The organism is Acinetobacter sp. NRRL B-65365 (assembly GCF_001605865.1).
Classification (GTDB): domain Bacteria; phylum Pseudomonadota; class Gammaproteobacteria; order Pseudomonadales; family Moraxellaceae; genus Acinetobacter; species Acinetobacter vivianii.
Window position 1 is genome coordinate 13,838 of record NZ_LRPD01000089.1, and the last position, 15,843, is coordinate 29,680.

The 15,843-nt window shown below is 43.2% G+C and carries 12 protein-coding genes; 3 read left to right on the top strand and 9 right to left on the bottom strand.

Annotation, left to right across the window (positions count from 1 at the left end):
• Nucleotides 1–21 precede the first annotated feature (21 nt).
• The 3 genes from AWW72_RS18805 to AWW72_RS18815 all read right to left on the bottom strand — a co-directional run bounded on the left by AWW72_RS18805 (nucleotide 22) and on the right by AWW72_RS18815 (nucleotide 5,002).
• Nucleotides 22–3,174, bottom strand: coding sequence for an efflux RND transporter permease subunit (locus tag AWW72_RS18805; protein ID WP_062848333.1), 3,153 nt, complete (start codon nucleotides 3,172–3,174; stop codon nucleotides 22–24).
• Nucleotide 3,175: 1 nt separating this feature from the next.
• Nucleotides 3,176–4,366: an efflux RND transporter periplasmic adaptor subunit gene (locus AWW72_RS18810; protein ID WP_062848334.1), complete on the bottom strand. Its 1,191-nt coding sequence runs from the start codon at nucleotides 4,364–4,366 to the stop codon at nucleotides 3,176–3,178.
• Nucleotides 4,367–4,549: 183 nt separating this feature from the next.
• Nucleotides 4,550–5,002 (bottom strand): Lrp/AsnC family transcriptional regulator, encoded by a 453-nt coding sequence (locus AWW72_RS18815; protein ID WP_047432711.1) that lies wholly within the window; start codon nucleotides 5,000–5,002, stop codon nucleotides 4,550–4,552.
• Between the two features lie 152 nt (nucleotides 5,003–5,154).
• Here AWW72_RS18815 and AWW72_RS18820 point away from each other — a divergent pair, with 152 nt between their 5' ends.
• The gene (locus AWW72_RS18820) at nucleotides 5,155–5,775 is read left to right on the top strand and encodes a LysE family translocator (protein WP_005257070.1); all 621 of its coding nucleotides are present in this window, start codon (nucleotides 5,155–5,157) and stop codon (nucleotides 5,773–5,775) included.
• Between the two features lie 192 nt (nucleotides 5,776–5,967).
• Nucleotides 5,968–8,172: a TonB-dependent receptor gene (locus AWW72_RS18825; protein ID WP_062848335.1), complete on the top strand. Its 2,205-nt coding sequence runs from the start codon at nucleotides 5,968–5,970 to the stop codon at nucleotides 8,170–8,172.
• A 44-nt stretch (nucleotides 8,173–8,216) separates the two neighbouring features.
• Here the strand turns inward: AWW72_RS18825 and dapC are convergent, their stop codons facing one another.
• The 4 genes from dapC to AWW72_RS18845 all read right to left on the bottom strand — a co-directional run bounded on the left by dapC (nucleotide 8,217) and on the right by AWW72_RS18845 (nucleotide 13,825).
• Nucleotides 8,217–9,386 carry a succinyldiaminopimelate transaminase gene (gene dapC, locus AWW72_RS18830; RefSeq protein WP_062848336.1) on the bottom strand — a complete coding sequence of 390 codons (1,170 nt, stop codon included), beginning with the start codon at nucleotides 9,384–9,386 and terminating at the stop codon, nucleotides 8,217–8,219.
• A gap of 25 nt (nucleotides 9,387–9,411) precedes the next feature.
• Nucleotides 9,412–12,075: a [protein-PII] uridylyltransferase gene (gene glnD / locus AWW72_RS18835; protein WP_062848337.1), complete on the bottom strand. Its 2,664-nt coding sequence runs from the start codon at nucleotides 12,073–12,075 to the stop codon at nucleotides 9,412–9,414.
• A 22-nt stretch (nucleotides 12,076–12,097) separates the two neighbouring features.
• On the bottom strand, nucleotides 12,098–13,315 hold the full coding sequence (purT, locus tag AWW72_RS18840; protein WP_171254756.1) for a formate-dependent phosphoribosylglycinamide formyltransferase: 1,218 nt from the start codon (nucleotides 13,313–13,315) through the stop codon (nucleotides 12,098–12,100).
• Nucleotides 13,316–13,435: 120 nt separating this feature from the next.
• A complete protein-coding gene (locus AWW72_RS18845) occupies nucleotides 13,436–13,825 on the bottom strand; it encodes a tautomerase family protein (RefSeq protein ID WP_062848339.1) in 390 nt (129 codons plus the stop codon).
• A gap of 188 nt (nucleotides 13,826–14,013) precedes the next feature.
• Between AWW72_RS18845 and AWW72_RS18850 the strand changes: the two genes are divergently transcribed.
• Nucleotides 14,014–14,478 (top strand): hypothetical protein, encoded by a 465-nt coding sequence (locus AWW72_RS18850; protein WP_062848340.1) that lies wholly within the window; start codon nucleotides 14,014–14,016, stop codon nucleotides 14,476–14,478.
• Nucleotides 14,479–14,542: 64 nt separating this feature from the next.
• On the opposite strand, the gene AWW72_RS18855 is transcribed toward AWW72_RS18850, so the two are convergent.
• Both AWW72_RS18855 and AWW72_RS18860 read right to left on the bottom strand, forming a co-directional pair.
• The gene (locus AWW72_RS18855; protein WP_062848341.1) at nucleotides 14,543–14,860 is read right to left on the bottom strand and encodes a hypothetical protein; all 318 of its coding nucleotides are present in this window, start codon (nucleotides 14,858–14,860) and stop codon (nucleotides 14,543–14,545) included.
• A gap of 202 nt (nucleotides 14,861–15,062) precedes the next feature.
• The gene (locus AWW72_RS18860) at nucleotides 15,063–15,767 is read right to left on the bottom strand and encodes a Crp/Fnr family transcriptional regulator (protein WP_062848342.1); all 705 of its coding nucleotides are present in this window, start codon (nucleotides 15,765–15,767) and stop codon (nucleotides 15,063–15,065) included.
• Between the last annotated feature and the right edge of the window lie 76 nt (nucleotides 15,768–15,843).

Consider the following 15,843-nt stretch of genomic DNA (forward strand, 5'->3'; position numbering starts at 1 on the left):
GACCGTCTTTTTTATTAAATGCTATTGGGATGGTTTAATAGGTTGAGGCTCGGTTTTCCTGAAACTATGTATCTTGCGATTAATATCGTCAATAAAGGTATACACCACAGGAATCACCAGTAATGACAAGAAGGTACTGGTAATCAAACCTCCAATCACGGAAATCGCCATAGGCGCACGGAAGCTCGGATCTGTACCAATACCTAAGGCGATTGGCAACATACCTGCACCCATTGCCAGCGTGGTCATGATAATCGGGCGTGCCCGTTTATGGCAAGCATCCAGCAGGGCATTGAAGCGGGAATAATGCTTCTCATCTCTAGCAATAATGGCGTAATCCACCAATAGAATCGAGTTCTTGCTGGCAATCCCCATCAACATAATCAGACCGATCAAGCTTGGCATCGAGAAACTGCTTTTCGCTAATAGTAACATCACGAATGCACCGCCAAGCGATAAAGGTAAGGCCACCAGAATGGTAATCGGTTGCAGGAAGTCTTTGAATAACAGCACCAGTACCACATAAATACACAATACGCCTGTTAGCATCGCCAGACCAAAGCTTGAGAACAGTTCCTGCATGACTTCGGCATCACCAATATTGGTACGTTTCACCGTTGGGGGCAGATTCTTCATGGTTGGGAGTTGGTCAACTTTTGCGGCGATATCTCCCAGCGGCTGATTATTCAGCTCAATGGTAAAGTTGATATTACGTAGACGGTTAAAGCGGTCAATTTGTGATGGGCCACTTTCAATGTTGACATCAGCAATGGTGCCTAACATGACGGGGCCATGACTGCCTTTGACCATTAAGCGTTTCATCAGCTCCTGATCCTGACGTGCTGATAGCGGTAGCTTGATCACCACAGGAATCTGACGTTGTGACAGGTTTAACTTGGCTAGATTCTGGTCAAAATCACCTGCAGTTGCGATACGCAAAGTCTCTGCAATATCATAGGTGGTGACACCTAAATCAGCCGCTTTGGCAAAATCAGGACGAATCACCAATTCAGGACGAATCAGGGCAGCACTTGAGGTGATACTTCCCACATTTGGAACAGTTCGTAATTCACGTTCAAGGCTACGTGCTGTCGCCATTAATGTATCGGGATCATCGCCAGAAAGTGCAATTTGATATTGGCTATTGTTGCCTGCAAGTCCGACTTGGATGCGAGCACCAGGCAATGGTGCCAGACGCTGTCGCAATTGGTCTTCAATGTCTTGCAAGCTGGCACTACGATCAGAACGCTCCGTAGTTTGAATGGTTAAAGTGGCTTTACGTGGTTCACCCGATGCGCCACCTGAAAATGGATCTGTTCCCGCAGCACCACCACCAATGGTGGTATAGATACTTTTAATTTCAGGATGATCTTTAATCAGGTTACGTGCGTATTCAGCCGTTTTAAGCGTATCTCCAAATTGGGAGCCGGGTGTTAATTCCAGACGAACCTGTGTTTGTCCTGTATCTGGTGGAGGCACAAACCCAGTCGGTAATAAGGGAATCAACATGACCGAGGCAATAAAGAAGGCAATTGCGCCGCCTAAAGTGATCCAGCGGTGATTGAGACACCAAGTGACCAGACGCATATAACCACGCATGACTTTGCCATCTTTGGCACGATCTTTCGCTAAACGTACTGTACCTTGATCTGCCGCCGTTTTGGCATCGGAAGCATCGTCCTGTTGTTCGACTTTGCCGATCCAAGGCTTCAGGATATAGGCAGACATCATTGGAGTGAGTAAACGTGCAACCAAGAGGGAAGCAAAAATTGCCAATGCTGCTGTCCAGCCAAACTGAACAAAGAATTTTCCTGCAATCCCACTCATAAAGGCCGTTGGAAGGAATACGGCAATCAGGGTAAAAGTGGTGGCAATAACGGCCAGACCAATTTCATCTGCGGCTTCCATCGCGGCTTCATACGGTGTCTTGCCCATGCGCAGATGCCGGATGATATTTTCAATTTCAACAATCGCATCATCGACCAGAATACCCACCACCAGTGACATGGCCAGTAGCGTCACGGTATTGAGGGTAAAACCAAAGAAATACATGCCGATCATGGCGGGTAGGATGGACAATGGCAGGGCCGTTGCTGCAATAATCGTGGCACGCCAGTCGCGTAAGAATAACCACACCACCAAGATTGCCAGAATAGCGCCTTCATACAAGAGCGACATTGAGCCTTCGTAATTGTCGACTACAGGATTGACGAAGTTAAACGCTTCGGTGATCTTGATATCTGGATGTGCCGTTTTCAGTTTATCCAGTGCTTCAGTAACACCTTTTTGCACATCAACTTCACTGGCCCCTTTACTACGGGTGATTTCAAAACCAATGACGGGTTGTCCATTTAACAGTGCAGCCGAACGTCTTTCCGCAATCCCATCCCGAACAGTGGCAACCTGATCCAGACGAATATGCCGACCATCACTCAACGCAATATCCATTGCACCAATTTCATCGGCTGTTTTGACTGTGGCAATGGTCCGAATGGATTGTTCACTGCCACCGATTTTGGTTTGACCACCCGAGGCATCTTGCTGGATTAAGCGCAGTTGACGGGTTATGTCTGTCGCCGTTGCATTTAGCGCCAAGAGTTTTTCAGGATCAAGTTCAACATCAACCTGACGTGTGACACCACCCACACGTGCTACTGCACCAACACCTTTGACTTGGAGCATGGCGCGGGCAATATCGTAATCCACAAACCAAGACAGTGCTTCTTCATCCATCTTGGGCGACTGGATGGTATAGGTCAGAATAGGTGAGCCAGACAGGTTAATCTTACTGACAATTGGATCTCGTAAATCAGCAGGTAAATCTGAACGGACTTGTGACACGGCATTACGCACATCATCCACTGCTTCCTGCAAGGGTTTTTCCAGCTGGAACTCGGCAGTAACGGTGACAACACCATCCTGAATATTGGTGTACTGGTTTCTGAGTCCTTGCAGGGTCGCAATCGAGTTTTCGATTTTACGTGCTACTTCGGTCTCAAGTTGTGGCGGCGCAGCACCCGGAAGGGCAGCGGTTACAGTCACCATGGGTAGTTCAATATCTGGGAACTGCTGGATCTTCATCCATTTAAAGCATAATAATCCTGCCAATCCCAGCATGATAAATAACAGGATGCCAGGAATTGGATTTCGGATCGACCAAGCGGAGAAATTCATATTATTTCTCCTGTGTGGTCACGAGCTGTTTGGTGAGTGGTGTGTCTGGAATGTCTTTGGCAATACTGACAAGATCACCATCTGCCAAGAAACCTGTGCCTGAAGACACCACTTTGACATTCGGTGCCAAATCTAAAATTTCAACCCGATCGCCTAGACGACGCCCAACATTGACTTTCTGTTGAGTCACACGATTTTTGTCATTGACCGTAAACACATAAGAAAAACCATCGCGTAACAACAGCGCTGTTTGTGGAACGGTTAATGCGAGTTTCTGGCCTAAATCAAATTCACCTTTGACAAACATCCCCATGCGTACAGCCTGTGTAGTTGGAATATCCACATACACCAGTCCATAACGGGTTTGTGGATCAATCACAGGTGCAATCATTCTCACTTTACCTGTCACGGCGGGTTGGGCTGGATCAGGTGAAATGATATGTGCTGTCATGCCTTGTTTGAGCTTATACAAATCAGCGGTGGTCACTTCTGCGCGCCATTCCAGACGATGGTCGCGAATCAGACGGAAAAGTTCCTGTCCAGTTTGCGCTAATGAACCTACCGTAGCAGTTCGTGCTGAAATGACACCATTGTCAGGCGAAACCACTCTGGTTTGAGCTAAACGTAATTGATTACTTTCAATCTGTGCTCTAGCTGCATCTAGCTTGGCTTGAGCAGTGGCTTGAGATGTTTGATATTGGGTAGCTTCCTGAGCTGAAATGGCACCTGTGTTCTTGAGTTGCTGAATACGTTTGTTATTGGTGATGGCATCGGTAAGCACAGCTTGTGCTTCTGCATAACTGGCTTTCGCTGCTGCGAGATCGGCACGGATGGTTTCACTGTTAATCTCCGCTAAAACCTGACCGCGTCGTACTTCATCACCAACATTGACATTCACCCGAGTCAGACGCTGGCCAGAGAGTTCACTACCAATCACTACTTCTTGCCATGCAGCAATATTGCCATTCGCCGTAAATGTCTGTTTCCAGTTTTGCTGTTGAGGAGAAACCACGGTAACGGTGAGTGCCGCTTTCTGTGCGGTAGTATCGGCATTTTTTTGCTGTTTCGCAGCTGTTGTTTTTTTAGCAGTTCCAGTCTGCCAAACCACGATTACAATAATTAAAAGTACAACAACGATTGCTAAAATGAGCCAACCCTTTTTCTTTATTTTCTTGGGAGTTTGAGAAGTCATCTTTCCATAGTCATCAAGTTTTGATGGCTAAGTATAGACGAAGATTTCAACAGTAGGTCAAGATGCAATGGACAGATAAAAAAATTAATAAAGCTGCCCATTTTGCTTACCTTTTACCTAAGAAAATAAGTGACTTTATTCACATTGATACATTTTAGTTTGACCCAAAATGATAAGCCCTTTTTATAAAGGCAATAGTCGGTTGGATACTACATTTTTCATGACAATGGTCGAGGTCAGACGTTGTACATTTGGCAAAGCAGAGAGACTGTCGTCATAGAGCTTCTGGAAACTTGCCAGATCTTTGGCAACGACATGCAGTAAATAGTCAGGATTTCCGAATAAACGCTGCGCCTGAATCACATTGGCAATTTCAGTGACTTTTTCTTCAAAGCTGGACAGGGCAGTTTTATCGCCATCTTTCAAGGTTACAAAGATAATCGCAGAGAAATTGAGACCGATTTTTGAGGCTTCCAGATCAGCGTGATAACCTTTGATCACGCCACTTTCTTCTAAAGCTTTGACGCGACGATGGCAAGGAGACAGGCTTAAGCCGATTCTTTCCGCCAATTCGGTGATAGATAATCGTCCATTTGCCTGTAGTTCAGCAATAATTTTCTTATCGATGCGATCCACTTGGAAGAATCTCCCTATTGGCGTTAAATAAATAGAAGTATTTGGAATAACATTTTTACCATTAAAGCATATCCTTTCTCAACAATCTTCACCAAATGGTGAAAAAGAAAGCTATTAAAAATAGCGTTGCTGATGCAGGAAGGGCTTGGCTTATGGAACTCAGTGTAATTTTTGCTTTCTGGTGTGTTTCGATCTTATTTGTGTTAACGCCAGGTGCAGACTGGGCCTATGCCATTCTTGCAGGCATTAAGGGGAATTTTGTCTTAAATGCGGTGACTGGCCTGATTTTGGGACATTTTATTGCAATCTTGTGTGTGGCTGCTGGGGTAGGTGCATTACTGCAACATTATCCAATACTGTTAACCACCATGACGATTTTAGGTGCCTGTTATCTGCTATGGATGGGTGCAAATTTATTGATTCATCCTGCTACCATTTCGAGTGATCATAATGAAACACAAACCTTAGATTCGGCACGTTCGTGGTTGCTGAAAGGTGTGGGGATTAGTGGGTTAAATCCCAAAGTCTTATTGCTGTTTTTTGCTTTATTGCCGCCGTTTATTCATCCTGAAATGTCTTTTGCACCCACAACCCAGATTATTTTGCTGGGTATGATTCACCTACTCAGTTGTGCAGTCGTTTATGTGCTGGTGGGAATTGCAGCGAATAAACTTTTGGCAACGCGTCCAATGGCTGTGAAAGTCGTCAGTCGGGTTTCTGGTGGCCTGATGGTGATGATCTCGATCATTTTATTTATAGGGCAGCTTGGCTAAGAAAATAGTGAAATTTCTTAAGAATAGATGGCTTTAAATTTTATATTGATTGAATTCAGTCTGTTAATTTTAATGCCGTTTAAGTCTGGAAAAATCATGAAATTATGGAATGGCATATATAGATAAAAAATAGTGTAAAACGTATTAATTCTCATTTATTATGCGGTTTTTTAAAGTCGGCTGAAATAAATCATGGGTAGAAAACTTAAACCATTAGTATTGATGATGACATGCGCTTCGATGGGGACAACGGCTGTTTTTGCAGATGAAGTGCAACAGGGGCAAGCAGCGGATGCAACCGTGACATTAAATACAATTCGTATTACTGCGAGTGCGGATGCTTCAGCAGATGGTTTAATGGATCCTTTTGCAGGTGGACAAGTTGCTAGCGGTGGTCGCGTCGGGATCTTTGGTAATCAGAAGAATCTGGATACACCCTTCAACTTAACCAGTTATACCAATGAATATATTCAGTCCAAGCAAGCTAAAAGTGTAGGGGATGTATTAAAGGCTGATCCAAGCGTTCGTGTTGGGCGTGGCTTCGGAAACTTTCAGGAATCTTATTACATCCGTGGTTTTAATTTAGGTTCGGATGATACCGCTTATAATGGTCTATATTCGATTCTGCCACGCCAATATATTCCAGCAGAGCTATTTGAACGTGTCGAAGTGCTTAAAGGTGCTTCATCTTTCTTAAATGGTGCGATGCCGGGCAATGGCGGAATTGGTGGGGCAATTAATCTATTGCCAAAACGTGCAGGTAATGAACCATTAAATCGTGTTACGGTTGGTACAGATTTTAACGGTGGCCAAATTGCCAGTGATATGTCTCGTCGCTTTGGCGAAAACCAAGAGTTTGGTGTCCGTGTAAACACCGCTTATCATGGTGGCAATACCAGCGTTGATGATGAAAAAAACTCATTAGGTCTGGCTTCAATTGGTCTAGACTACCGTGGTGATCGCCTACGTTTATCTGGAGATATGGGCTATAGCAATAATCGTTTAACTGCGACACGGCCTAATATTTCACTTGCAGGTTTGACTGAAGTGCCTGCTGCAATAAAGGCGAGTCGTAACTATGCACAAAAATGGACCTATTCCAACGAAGAAGATGTGTTTGGAAGTTACCGTGCAGAATATGATTTAAGTGATGCGGTGACTGCCTATGCAGCCTATGGCTTCCGTCATGGTGAAGAGCAAAATAGTCTGGCAAATCCGACTTTAACCAATGTCTCTAATGGTGATGCGAAATATTCACGCTTTGACAATGGTCGGGTCGATATGGTGAATACTGGTGAAATTGGTATTCGCGGTAAGTTACAGACTGGTTCTATCCAGCATAATCTAGTGTTATCAGGCTCTGCATTCCAGCAAAATACCCGTAATGGCTGGGCCATGAGCGGAAGTGACACCACTAATATTCTGCATCCAGATTATAGCAATGCACCTGAATTGACGATTGGTAATCCAGAGCGTGTCAATGATCCTAAGCTTGGCACACGTACCCGTCTAAGAAGTGTCGCGATTGGGGATAATATTTCTGCGCTTGATGATAAGTTGATCGTGATGCTGGGCGCGCGCTATCAAAAGATCATGCAGGAAACTTATAACTATCAGACCGATGGAAGTAAAATCAATCCAGCATATAATGAGGCGAAATGGACGCCTGCTTTAGGTGTGACTTATAAACTGACGCCAGAATTTTCTGTGTATGCAAACTATATCGAATCATTGGCGAAAGGGTTAAGTAATACTACAGTGGATGTCACAACAACACTTAAACCTTTTGTTGCCAAGCAAAAAGAAATTGGTGCTAAATACGAAAATGATCGTTTAGGTGCGAGTATCAGTTTATTTGACATTAATAAGCAGCGTGGTGTCTTGCAAGATGGGGTGTTTAGTGATGCAGGTGAATACGTTCATCGTGGTGTCGAGCTAAATACCTATGGCAAGCTGACTGATTCAATTACGGTATTGGGCGGTGCATCGTGGCTACACGCCAAGCAAAAGAATACAGGGTCTGCCTTATATGATGACAATAATGAAGTTGGTGTGCCAAAGTTTCAAGCCAATTTAGGTGCTGAATGGGCATTGCCAGTTCCGCAAGATATCTCCTTAAATGCACAATTGACTTATACAGGTTCGACTTATGCAAGTCTGGATAATAAGTTAAAAGTGAATGACTGGACTACGCTGGATATCGGTGCAAACTATAAAACCCAGCTTGGACAAACACCAACCACTTTTAACTTTAAAGTGAATAATGTCTTCAATAAAGATTATTGGTCTTCTGTTGGCTTATCTGACAATATCAATAGCACTTCAAATACCAATAATGGTTATGTTGTAGCAGGTCTACCGCGTACCTTTATGCTCAGTGCAAGTTTTGATTTCTAATTTATAGCGCTAAAAAAATCCCCGAATATTCGGGGATTTTTTATTTATAGAACGGCTTTCAGACGTTTGACCACTTCTTCACACTGGGCTAAATCTGCAACCAGCGCCATGCGTACATGACCTTCACCCGGATTGCCTTGTTCAGTCTCGCGAGACAGATAACGACCCGGTAAAACTTTAATATGTGCTTTTTCCATCAACATCTTGGCAAAAGTTTCATCATTATCCACTTTTAACCAATAATAAAAGCCCGCATCTGGTTTTTGTAACGGCAATAAATGACCGAGTTCAGACTGGAATAAATCAAATTTAGCACGGTATTGCTGGCGGTTTTCTTCAACGTGCGCTTCATCATTCCATGCTGCGATTGAAGCCAGTTGATTTTGTACGGGCATTGCAGCGCCGTGATAGGTGCGGTATTGCAAATAAGGTTTCAATAAAGCTGCATCACCAGCAACAAAGCCAGAGCGCATACCCGGCAGGTTTGAGCGTTTAGAAAGTGAATGGAACACGATACAGTTTTTATAATCGTCACGACCCATTTCCGCACAAACTTCTAGCAGACCAATCGGTGCCTGATCAAACCAGAGTTCTGAATAGCATTCATCTGATGCAATTACAAAATCATATTGATCAGAAAGGGCGATCAGCTTTTTAAACTGTTCTTTTGATAGAACCGTTCCTGTCGGATTACCCGGGGTACAAACAAATAATAATGCTGTTTTTTCCCACACTTCCGCTGGGACTGCATCAAAGTCACCTAAGTAGCCATTTTCTTCGGTACAGTTAATGAAATAAGGTTTTGCACCTGCAAGTAGGGCAGCACCTTCATAAATTTGATAGAACGGATTTGGCATCACCACATAAGGCGCATCTTCACGTTTAATCAAGGCCTGTACAAAAGAGAAAATCCCTTCACGTGTTCCAGAAACGGGCAGGATATGATCCTCTGCACTGATCTGGTTCAGCTTAAAGCGATTAGTGAGCCATTGTGCAATACTTTGGCGCAGTTCTGGTAAGCCCTTACTGTTTGGATAGGTCGATAAATGAGCAAAATTATCAATAATTGCTTGCTTCACAAACTCTGGCGCTGGATGTTTTGGCTCACCAATTGATAAGGGAATCAATGGTAAATTGGCAGGTTGTACCTCTTTAAAAAGCTGGTTTAACTTTTCAAAAGGATAGGGATGCAATAACGACAAGCTAGAGTTCATTTAAACAGTTACCAAACAATAAAATTTAAGATGGATTACAAATTTGATTCGATGCTTCATCCAAAGCGGCTTTTAGTGTTTCCACAAAAGTTTTGACTTCTTCATCGGTGAGCAAGACACCATTTTTCTTGGTGACAAAGAAAATATCTTCTGCGCGTTCGCCCAAGGTCGCAATTCTTGCAGAATGGATATCCAGACCCTGTAGCATGAATAAGCCCCCGATACGCGCCAATAATCCGGGTTGATCCAGCGTTGAAATCTCGACCATATGTTGCTGTAAGGTCGGGTTCAGGACGATATCTACTGTATTCTGCACATCAAAATGACGTAAATGACGCGGGATACGGCGTTGCATAATCCCCGGATATTGGTCTGAATGGCTTAAGGCATCGACCAAGGCTGCTTTCACTTTGCGTTCGCGATCTGGATCGGTCAACAAAGTACCAAAACGATCAAGAACCAAATAGGTGTCTAGGCTGAATGATGTCGAAGCCGTAATAATACGGGCATCCTGAACATCCAGATTCATACGGTCTAATACGGCGACAGTTGTGGCAAATAGATTTGGTTGATCACGAGTATAGATAAAGATCTGTACCGCATCATCTGCTGCATTACGATGCGCACGTAATAACACCAGAGGTTCTGGGTTATCACCGTGTTGCAGAATCGCTTGGGTATGCCATGCAATTTCATTGGCTGATTCTTTAACAAAGTATTCATCGCCCAGTTCTTGCCAGACTTTCTCAACTTCAGCAAGGGAGAAGTCATTGACCAAGAGTTCACTGGCCGCAAATTTGGTGTCTTCAATCAGCATTTGATAATCGACTGGACGGCCCAAGCCTGAACGTATCACATCACGCGCATAGGTATACAGCTGACGCATTAATGATGCACGCCATGTATTCCAAAGCTTAGGATTCGTTGCATTAATATCAGCAACCGTGAGGGTATAGAGATAATCGAGATGCTCCATATCACCGACTTTTTCAGCAAAGTCTTTGACTTCATCTGGGTCAGAAATATCTTTCTTCTGAGCCGTGAGTGACATGAGTAAATGATTGTTGATCAGCCATGCCACCAGTTTGCATTCACGTTCGGTAAAACCATGTGTGCGACAGAATTCAATCGCATCAATTGCGCCAAGTTCACTGTGATCACCGCCACGACCTTTGGCAATATCATGGAAAATTGCAGCCATGTACACGATGTCATGGCGGGAAATACGTTGGAACACAGAACTTACGACGGGAAATTCTTTGGCGAATTCAGGTTCTTTAAAACGGCTCAAATTGCGGAGTAGCAATAAAGTGTGTGCATCGACAGTATAAATATGGAATAAGTCGTATTGCATTAACCCAGTAATCTGCCCAAATGCGGGAATGTAATTGCCTAGAACGCCGTAACGTTTCATCGCCACCATGGTGTTATATAAATGCGGTGAACGGATAATCGACATGAACAGGGCTTGATGTTCTGGATTGTCGCGGAAACGCTGGTCAATCCGTTTTGCTGCAAGTACCAGCAGACGTAAGGTACGGGCACGAATCCCAGTAATTTCTGGTCGATTCGCCAACAGATAGAACAACTCCAGAATTGCGCTTGGCTCTTCTGAAAAGACTTTGTGATGTTGAACCGCAAGCTTGCCATCGACAATTTTAAAACGTTCATTAATGTCGATAATGTGACGTTCATAATCAGGCAGGCGAGGTGTAATTACTGACTCATTGAAATAGGCCAGTAGCATTTCATTCAGCGTTGAAACTTGTTGCGCCGTCCGATAATAGCGCTTCATGAACTGCTCAACTGCAAAATTAACAGGCTGACCTTCTTCACGTACGTAGCCAAATTTTGCTGCAATATCACGTTGATATTCGAATAAAAGACGATTTTCGTCGCGTTTGGCAAGACGATGCAAATGGGTACGGATTTCCCATAAAAAGCTTTCCGCTTCTTCGAGTACACCGAGTTCAAATTCGGTAATAAAGCCCAAATGCACCAGATCATAAATACGATTAACACGGAAATGACGCTTGGCAATCCAGCCGATCTGGTTGATATCGCGAATACCGCCCGGGGCATTTTTAATATCAGGCTCTAAGTTGCTTTCCGTATTGTTGTGCTGTGCATAACGCTTAGCTTGTTCAGCCATTTTAGCATCATAGAAGGTTTGATCCGTCCATGTTTGCGCCACGATACGACGTGGCCATTTTGCCAGTTGCTGATTGCCAGTAATGAGTCGTGCTTCAATCAGCGTGGTCGCAACGGTCAAGTCATTAATGGCTTGTTCAACACAGTTTTGAATGGTACGAACACTGATGCCCGGTTTGAAATTACCAACATCCCATAAAGAAGAAATAAAGGTTGAGATCAGTTTTTCTTGTTCTTCACTGATTTCATCCTCAGATAAAATCATAATGTCGGTATCTGAATAGGGTAGCATTTCATGGCGGCCGTAGCCACCCACTGCAAATAGACCTAATTCAGTTTGATTTAAACCAGCATGATTCCAGAGAAAGATCAGCGCCTCATCAATCGAGTCTGAACGGGCGCCAATCACTTCACGAATCGGTTGCCCATTTTCATAACTCTCCTGTAATTGATTTTCTACATCCGTTCGCCATTGGTTAATGGCTTGAATATCATGATGACTGGTGACGTAGTTCAACAATGGAGAGGTATTGATCATGAAAATGGGTCTACTCAATAGGTTAAGAGTTAGTGTGTACGCTCACTTGGTCTGCGGCTTGTTGTGCTAATTCACGCGCAAGATCTGTGGTCTCAGCACGTGCAGTGGCAACGCCCATACGACGGCGTTTAAAGCCTTCTGGTTTTCCAAAGAGGCGTAAGTCTGTATCTGGATTTGCTAAAGCAAGATTCAAGCCAGCAAAGCTAAGGTTCTTCGCATCGACACCCGCATAGATGACTGCACTTGCTGCCACACTGTGACGCGCAGTATTTACAGGTAAACCTAAAATGGCACGGGCATGCAATTCAAATTCGCTTTGGAATTGTGAAGCCAAAGTCACGAGACCTGTATCGTGTGGGCGAGGTGAAACCTCACTAAACCAGACTTTATCGCCCTTGATGAATAACTCAACCCCAAAAATACCACAGCCACCTAAAGCTGTAGTTACTTTATTGGCAATACGTTTTGCTTCTTCCAGCGCGGCAGGCGTCATTTGTTGCGGCTGCCAGCTCTCGACATAATCGCCCGCATCTTGACGATGTCCGATCGGATCACAGAAATGGGTTTCAATTTCGCCCGTTTCTGGATTTTTAGCACGGACGGTAAGCAGGGTAATTTCAAAATCAAAATCAATTTGCGATTCAATAATCACGGTACCTTGATTAACACGACCGCCTTGCATTGCATAATCCCAAGCAGCGTCAACTTCATCAAAGCTCTTGACGCGAGACTGGCCTTTACCTGACGATGACATCACAGGTTTCACGAAGTTTGGATAACCAATGTCGTCACATGCGGCACGAAAACTTTCTAAAGTGTTGGCAAAGCGATAAGCTGAAGTTGGTAGACCAAGTTCTTCAGCAGCTAAACGACGAATTCCTTCACGGTTCATGGTGAGGTTCACCGCTTTAGCCGATGGGATGACCGTAGCCGTTTTATTTTGTTCGATTTCGACCAAGACTTCAGTGGCAATGGCTTCAATTTCAGGAACAATCAGATTCGGTTTGATCTTTTCAATCAGTTGTTTTAATTCGGCTGGATCGGCCATATTCAGGGTATAAGCATAGTGAGCCACTTGCATTGCCGGTGCGTGATCATAACGATCTGCGGCATGAACTTCGACACCCACGCGCTGTAAAGAAATTACAACTTCTTTACCAAGCTCTCCAGAACCTAACAGTAAAACCTTAAATGCAGAAGATTGAAGTGGAGTTCCAAGAGTGACGCTCATGCGAATAATCCTATCCTGAGTAATTTGTGTTTAAGCATAGCAGAACTTTTTGCTGAATTAAGCCTATATGACACAAAAAACATGCTTTTTGTTAGACAAAAATATTGTGGGTAAAGCCCTTTGATTTATTTAAACATTGACTTGATAATCTAGTTTTAATTCCTCCGCATTTTGCCCACGAATTCCCCAGTTGACTTTTGGTGTTTCAAAAATCGTGATTTCAACGTCTTGGGGTAAAATCCCACATTGTTGTTGAATATAAGTAAAAAGTAACTCGATTAAGTGTTTTTTTGCTTCTTTACTACGTCCTTCAAACATTGATATTTCGATAATCAGATAATTGTCACTGCGATCCTCTGGATAAATAAAATCGTTGGTCGCAAGACTGATAAAACGCTGAAATTTCTTTTCAACAGGATAATTCAAGCTGTCGACCAGCGCCTGATGAATGGCATGAGAAAGCTGGTTTCTAAACTGTTCAATTGTTTGTTGTAATGCATAAATTTTGATTTGTGACATAGGGATTTACTTCCTGATGAGGTATTGATTGTTTTATTGAAATTAAGACAGAAAAATTTAGCGCAAGATAAATCTGAAATCTTTCGCTGATATCGCAAAATTCTGTGCACGATAAAACAGTAACAATGATTGAGAATTATTCCCAAATTGACTAGCATAATGGCCTTATGTTTCATCGGCGATCTGATATGTCTAATCTAAACACTCGTGTAACAGCAATCATGTTGTGTAGTGCCTTTTTCTTGGCTGCTTGCGGGAACTCAGGTGATGAGCCAAAAGAGAAGGTAGAGATCAAGCCAGCGCCAAAACTCAATAATGATGCAACGACCTATGCCAATGCTGCATGGAAACTGATTAATGAAATTGATCCGATTGTTTATAACAAGCAAACGGCTGAAATTGAAGAGAAGATTAGAAAACCATTACGCCAGCTCAGCACTGATTGGCGGATCAATGTCAAAATGACAGACTCAGTGACCGAAGGGAAATATGCGCTTTGCCGTAAGGCATTGACCAGTCTGGATACTTGGGCGCGTGATGTGAAAGATAAGGAAAATGTATCTGCCCAAAAGCAGGCAGACTACGAGCGTGATAAAGCACAATGTAAAGATGCGATTGATAACCCTGCATTAGGAAATACCTCTCCTAAATAATTGGGTACATATAAAAAAGCGAGATCATTGATCTCGCTTTTTTATGGTTAAAGCTATCGTTGGATTATGAGGTTTTGACTGTTTTTGCCGCTTCCTGTTTGGCTTGAGTCGCTGTTGTACTCGCTACTTTTTTGGTTGCCGAAGCTGCCTTCATCGCTTCATGTTTAGTGGTGTCTTTGGCTTTAATGGCATCATGTTTTACGGTATGGGTTGCTTTGGTGGTTTCTTTTTTGGCTTTCACGACACCAGCTGCGACACATTTTCCACCTTTATGGTTTGGGCCAGTGCCACCCTGGAGTTGAGTTCCTTTTGGACATGCAAATGCGCTAGCACTTAATACGGTAAATAAGCCTGCTGTTAGAATTGTTGCGATTTTTTTCATGATTATCATCTGCGAGGATAAGCGATAATGCTTAGCTTTAATGTAGACGTGTTGAGATAAGGAAAGCAGACTGATTTTGTGAAATATTTTAGAGCATGCGTAGCATTTTATAGTGAGAGTTTGTCTTTTAATTTAGTGTTAAGTTTAAAAGCATATTGCAATCCAGAGCTTAATCATTAAGCTGCATTGCTATCTCTTGATCTTAGGTTTTTAGATCACTCACGGTTGCGAATTGTCTTAATCTGTCCAGATCAATTACTGTAATTTTCTTGAATCCTAATTGAATCACCCCTTGCTTTTCAAACTGGTTCAGTTCGTGGTTGATCGTTTGTCTGGAGACAGTGAGCATATTGGCCAGTTGATCCTGAGATATTTGAATATTAAAGTCCTGAATCGTTGAACGGTTGCCATATCCTTCCAGAATAAATAACAGACGCTGTGCCAAACGTTGGCTAATGCTTTGGGTTTGAATCGCGATTTGCTCTAAAAATACGTAACGTAGTTTTTGGCTGGTGAGCAGGGCAAAGTAATACCAGTAATAGGGATTTTTTAGCAAAAAATCATTGAGCGCTTGGGCTGGAATTTGCAGTACGACACTCTTTTTTAAGGCAATGGCATCATGCGAACGGGGTTGCTGGTCAATCAGGGAAATTTCACCAAACCACATGATCGGCTCAGCAATGGCGGCAATCGCTTCATTGCCATTCACATCGATATATCCCAGACTAATCGAGCCTTCCAGTACACCGTATACGCCATCAAAGCGATCTTGGGCATGAAAAACTGCCGCATTTTTTTCAACGCTGTACTTTTTACCATGCTCGATAATAAAGTTTTGAAAAGGTTCAGCTAAATGGCGAAACCATAAATTTTCTTTTAAATGCTGAATATAAAGCGGCTCTAACACGATTTTTCCTTGTTTAAAAAGACATCCATTTGTCAGCTACATGACAACTTGATCACGCTACTTCTTATAGATTAAC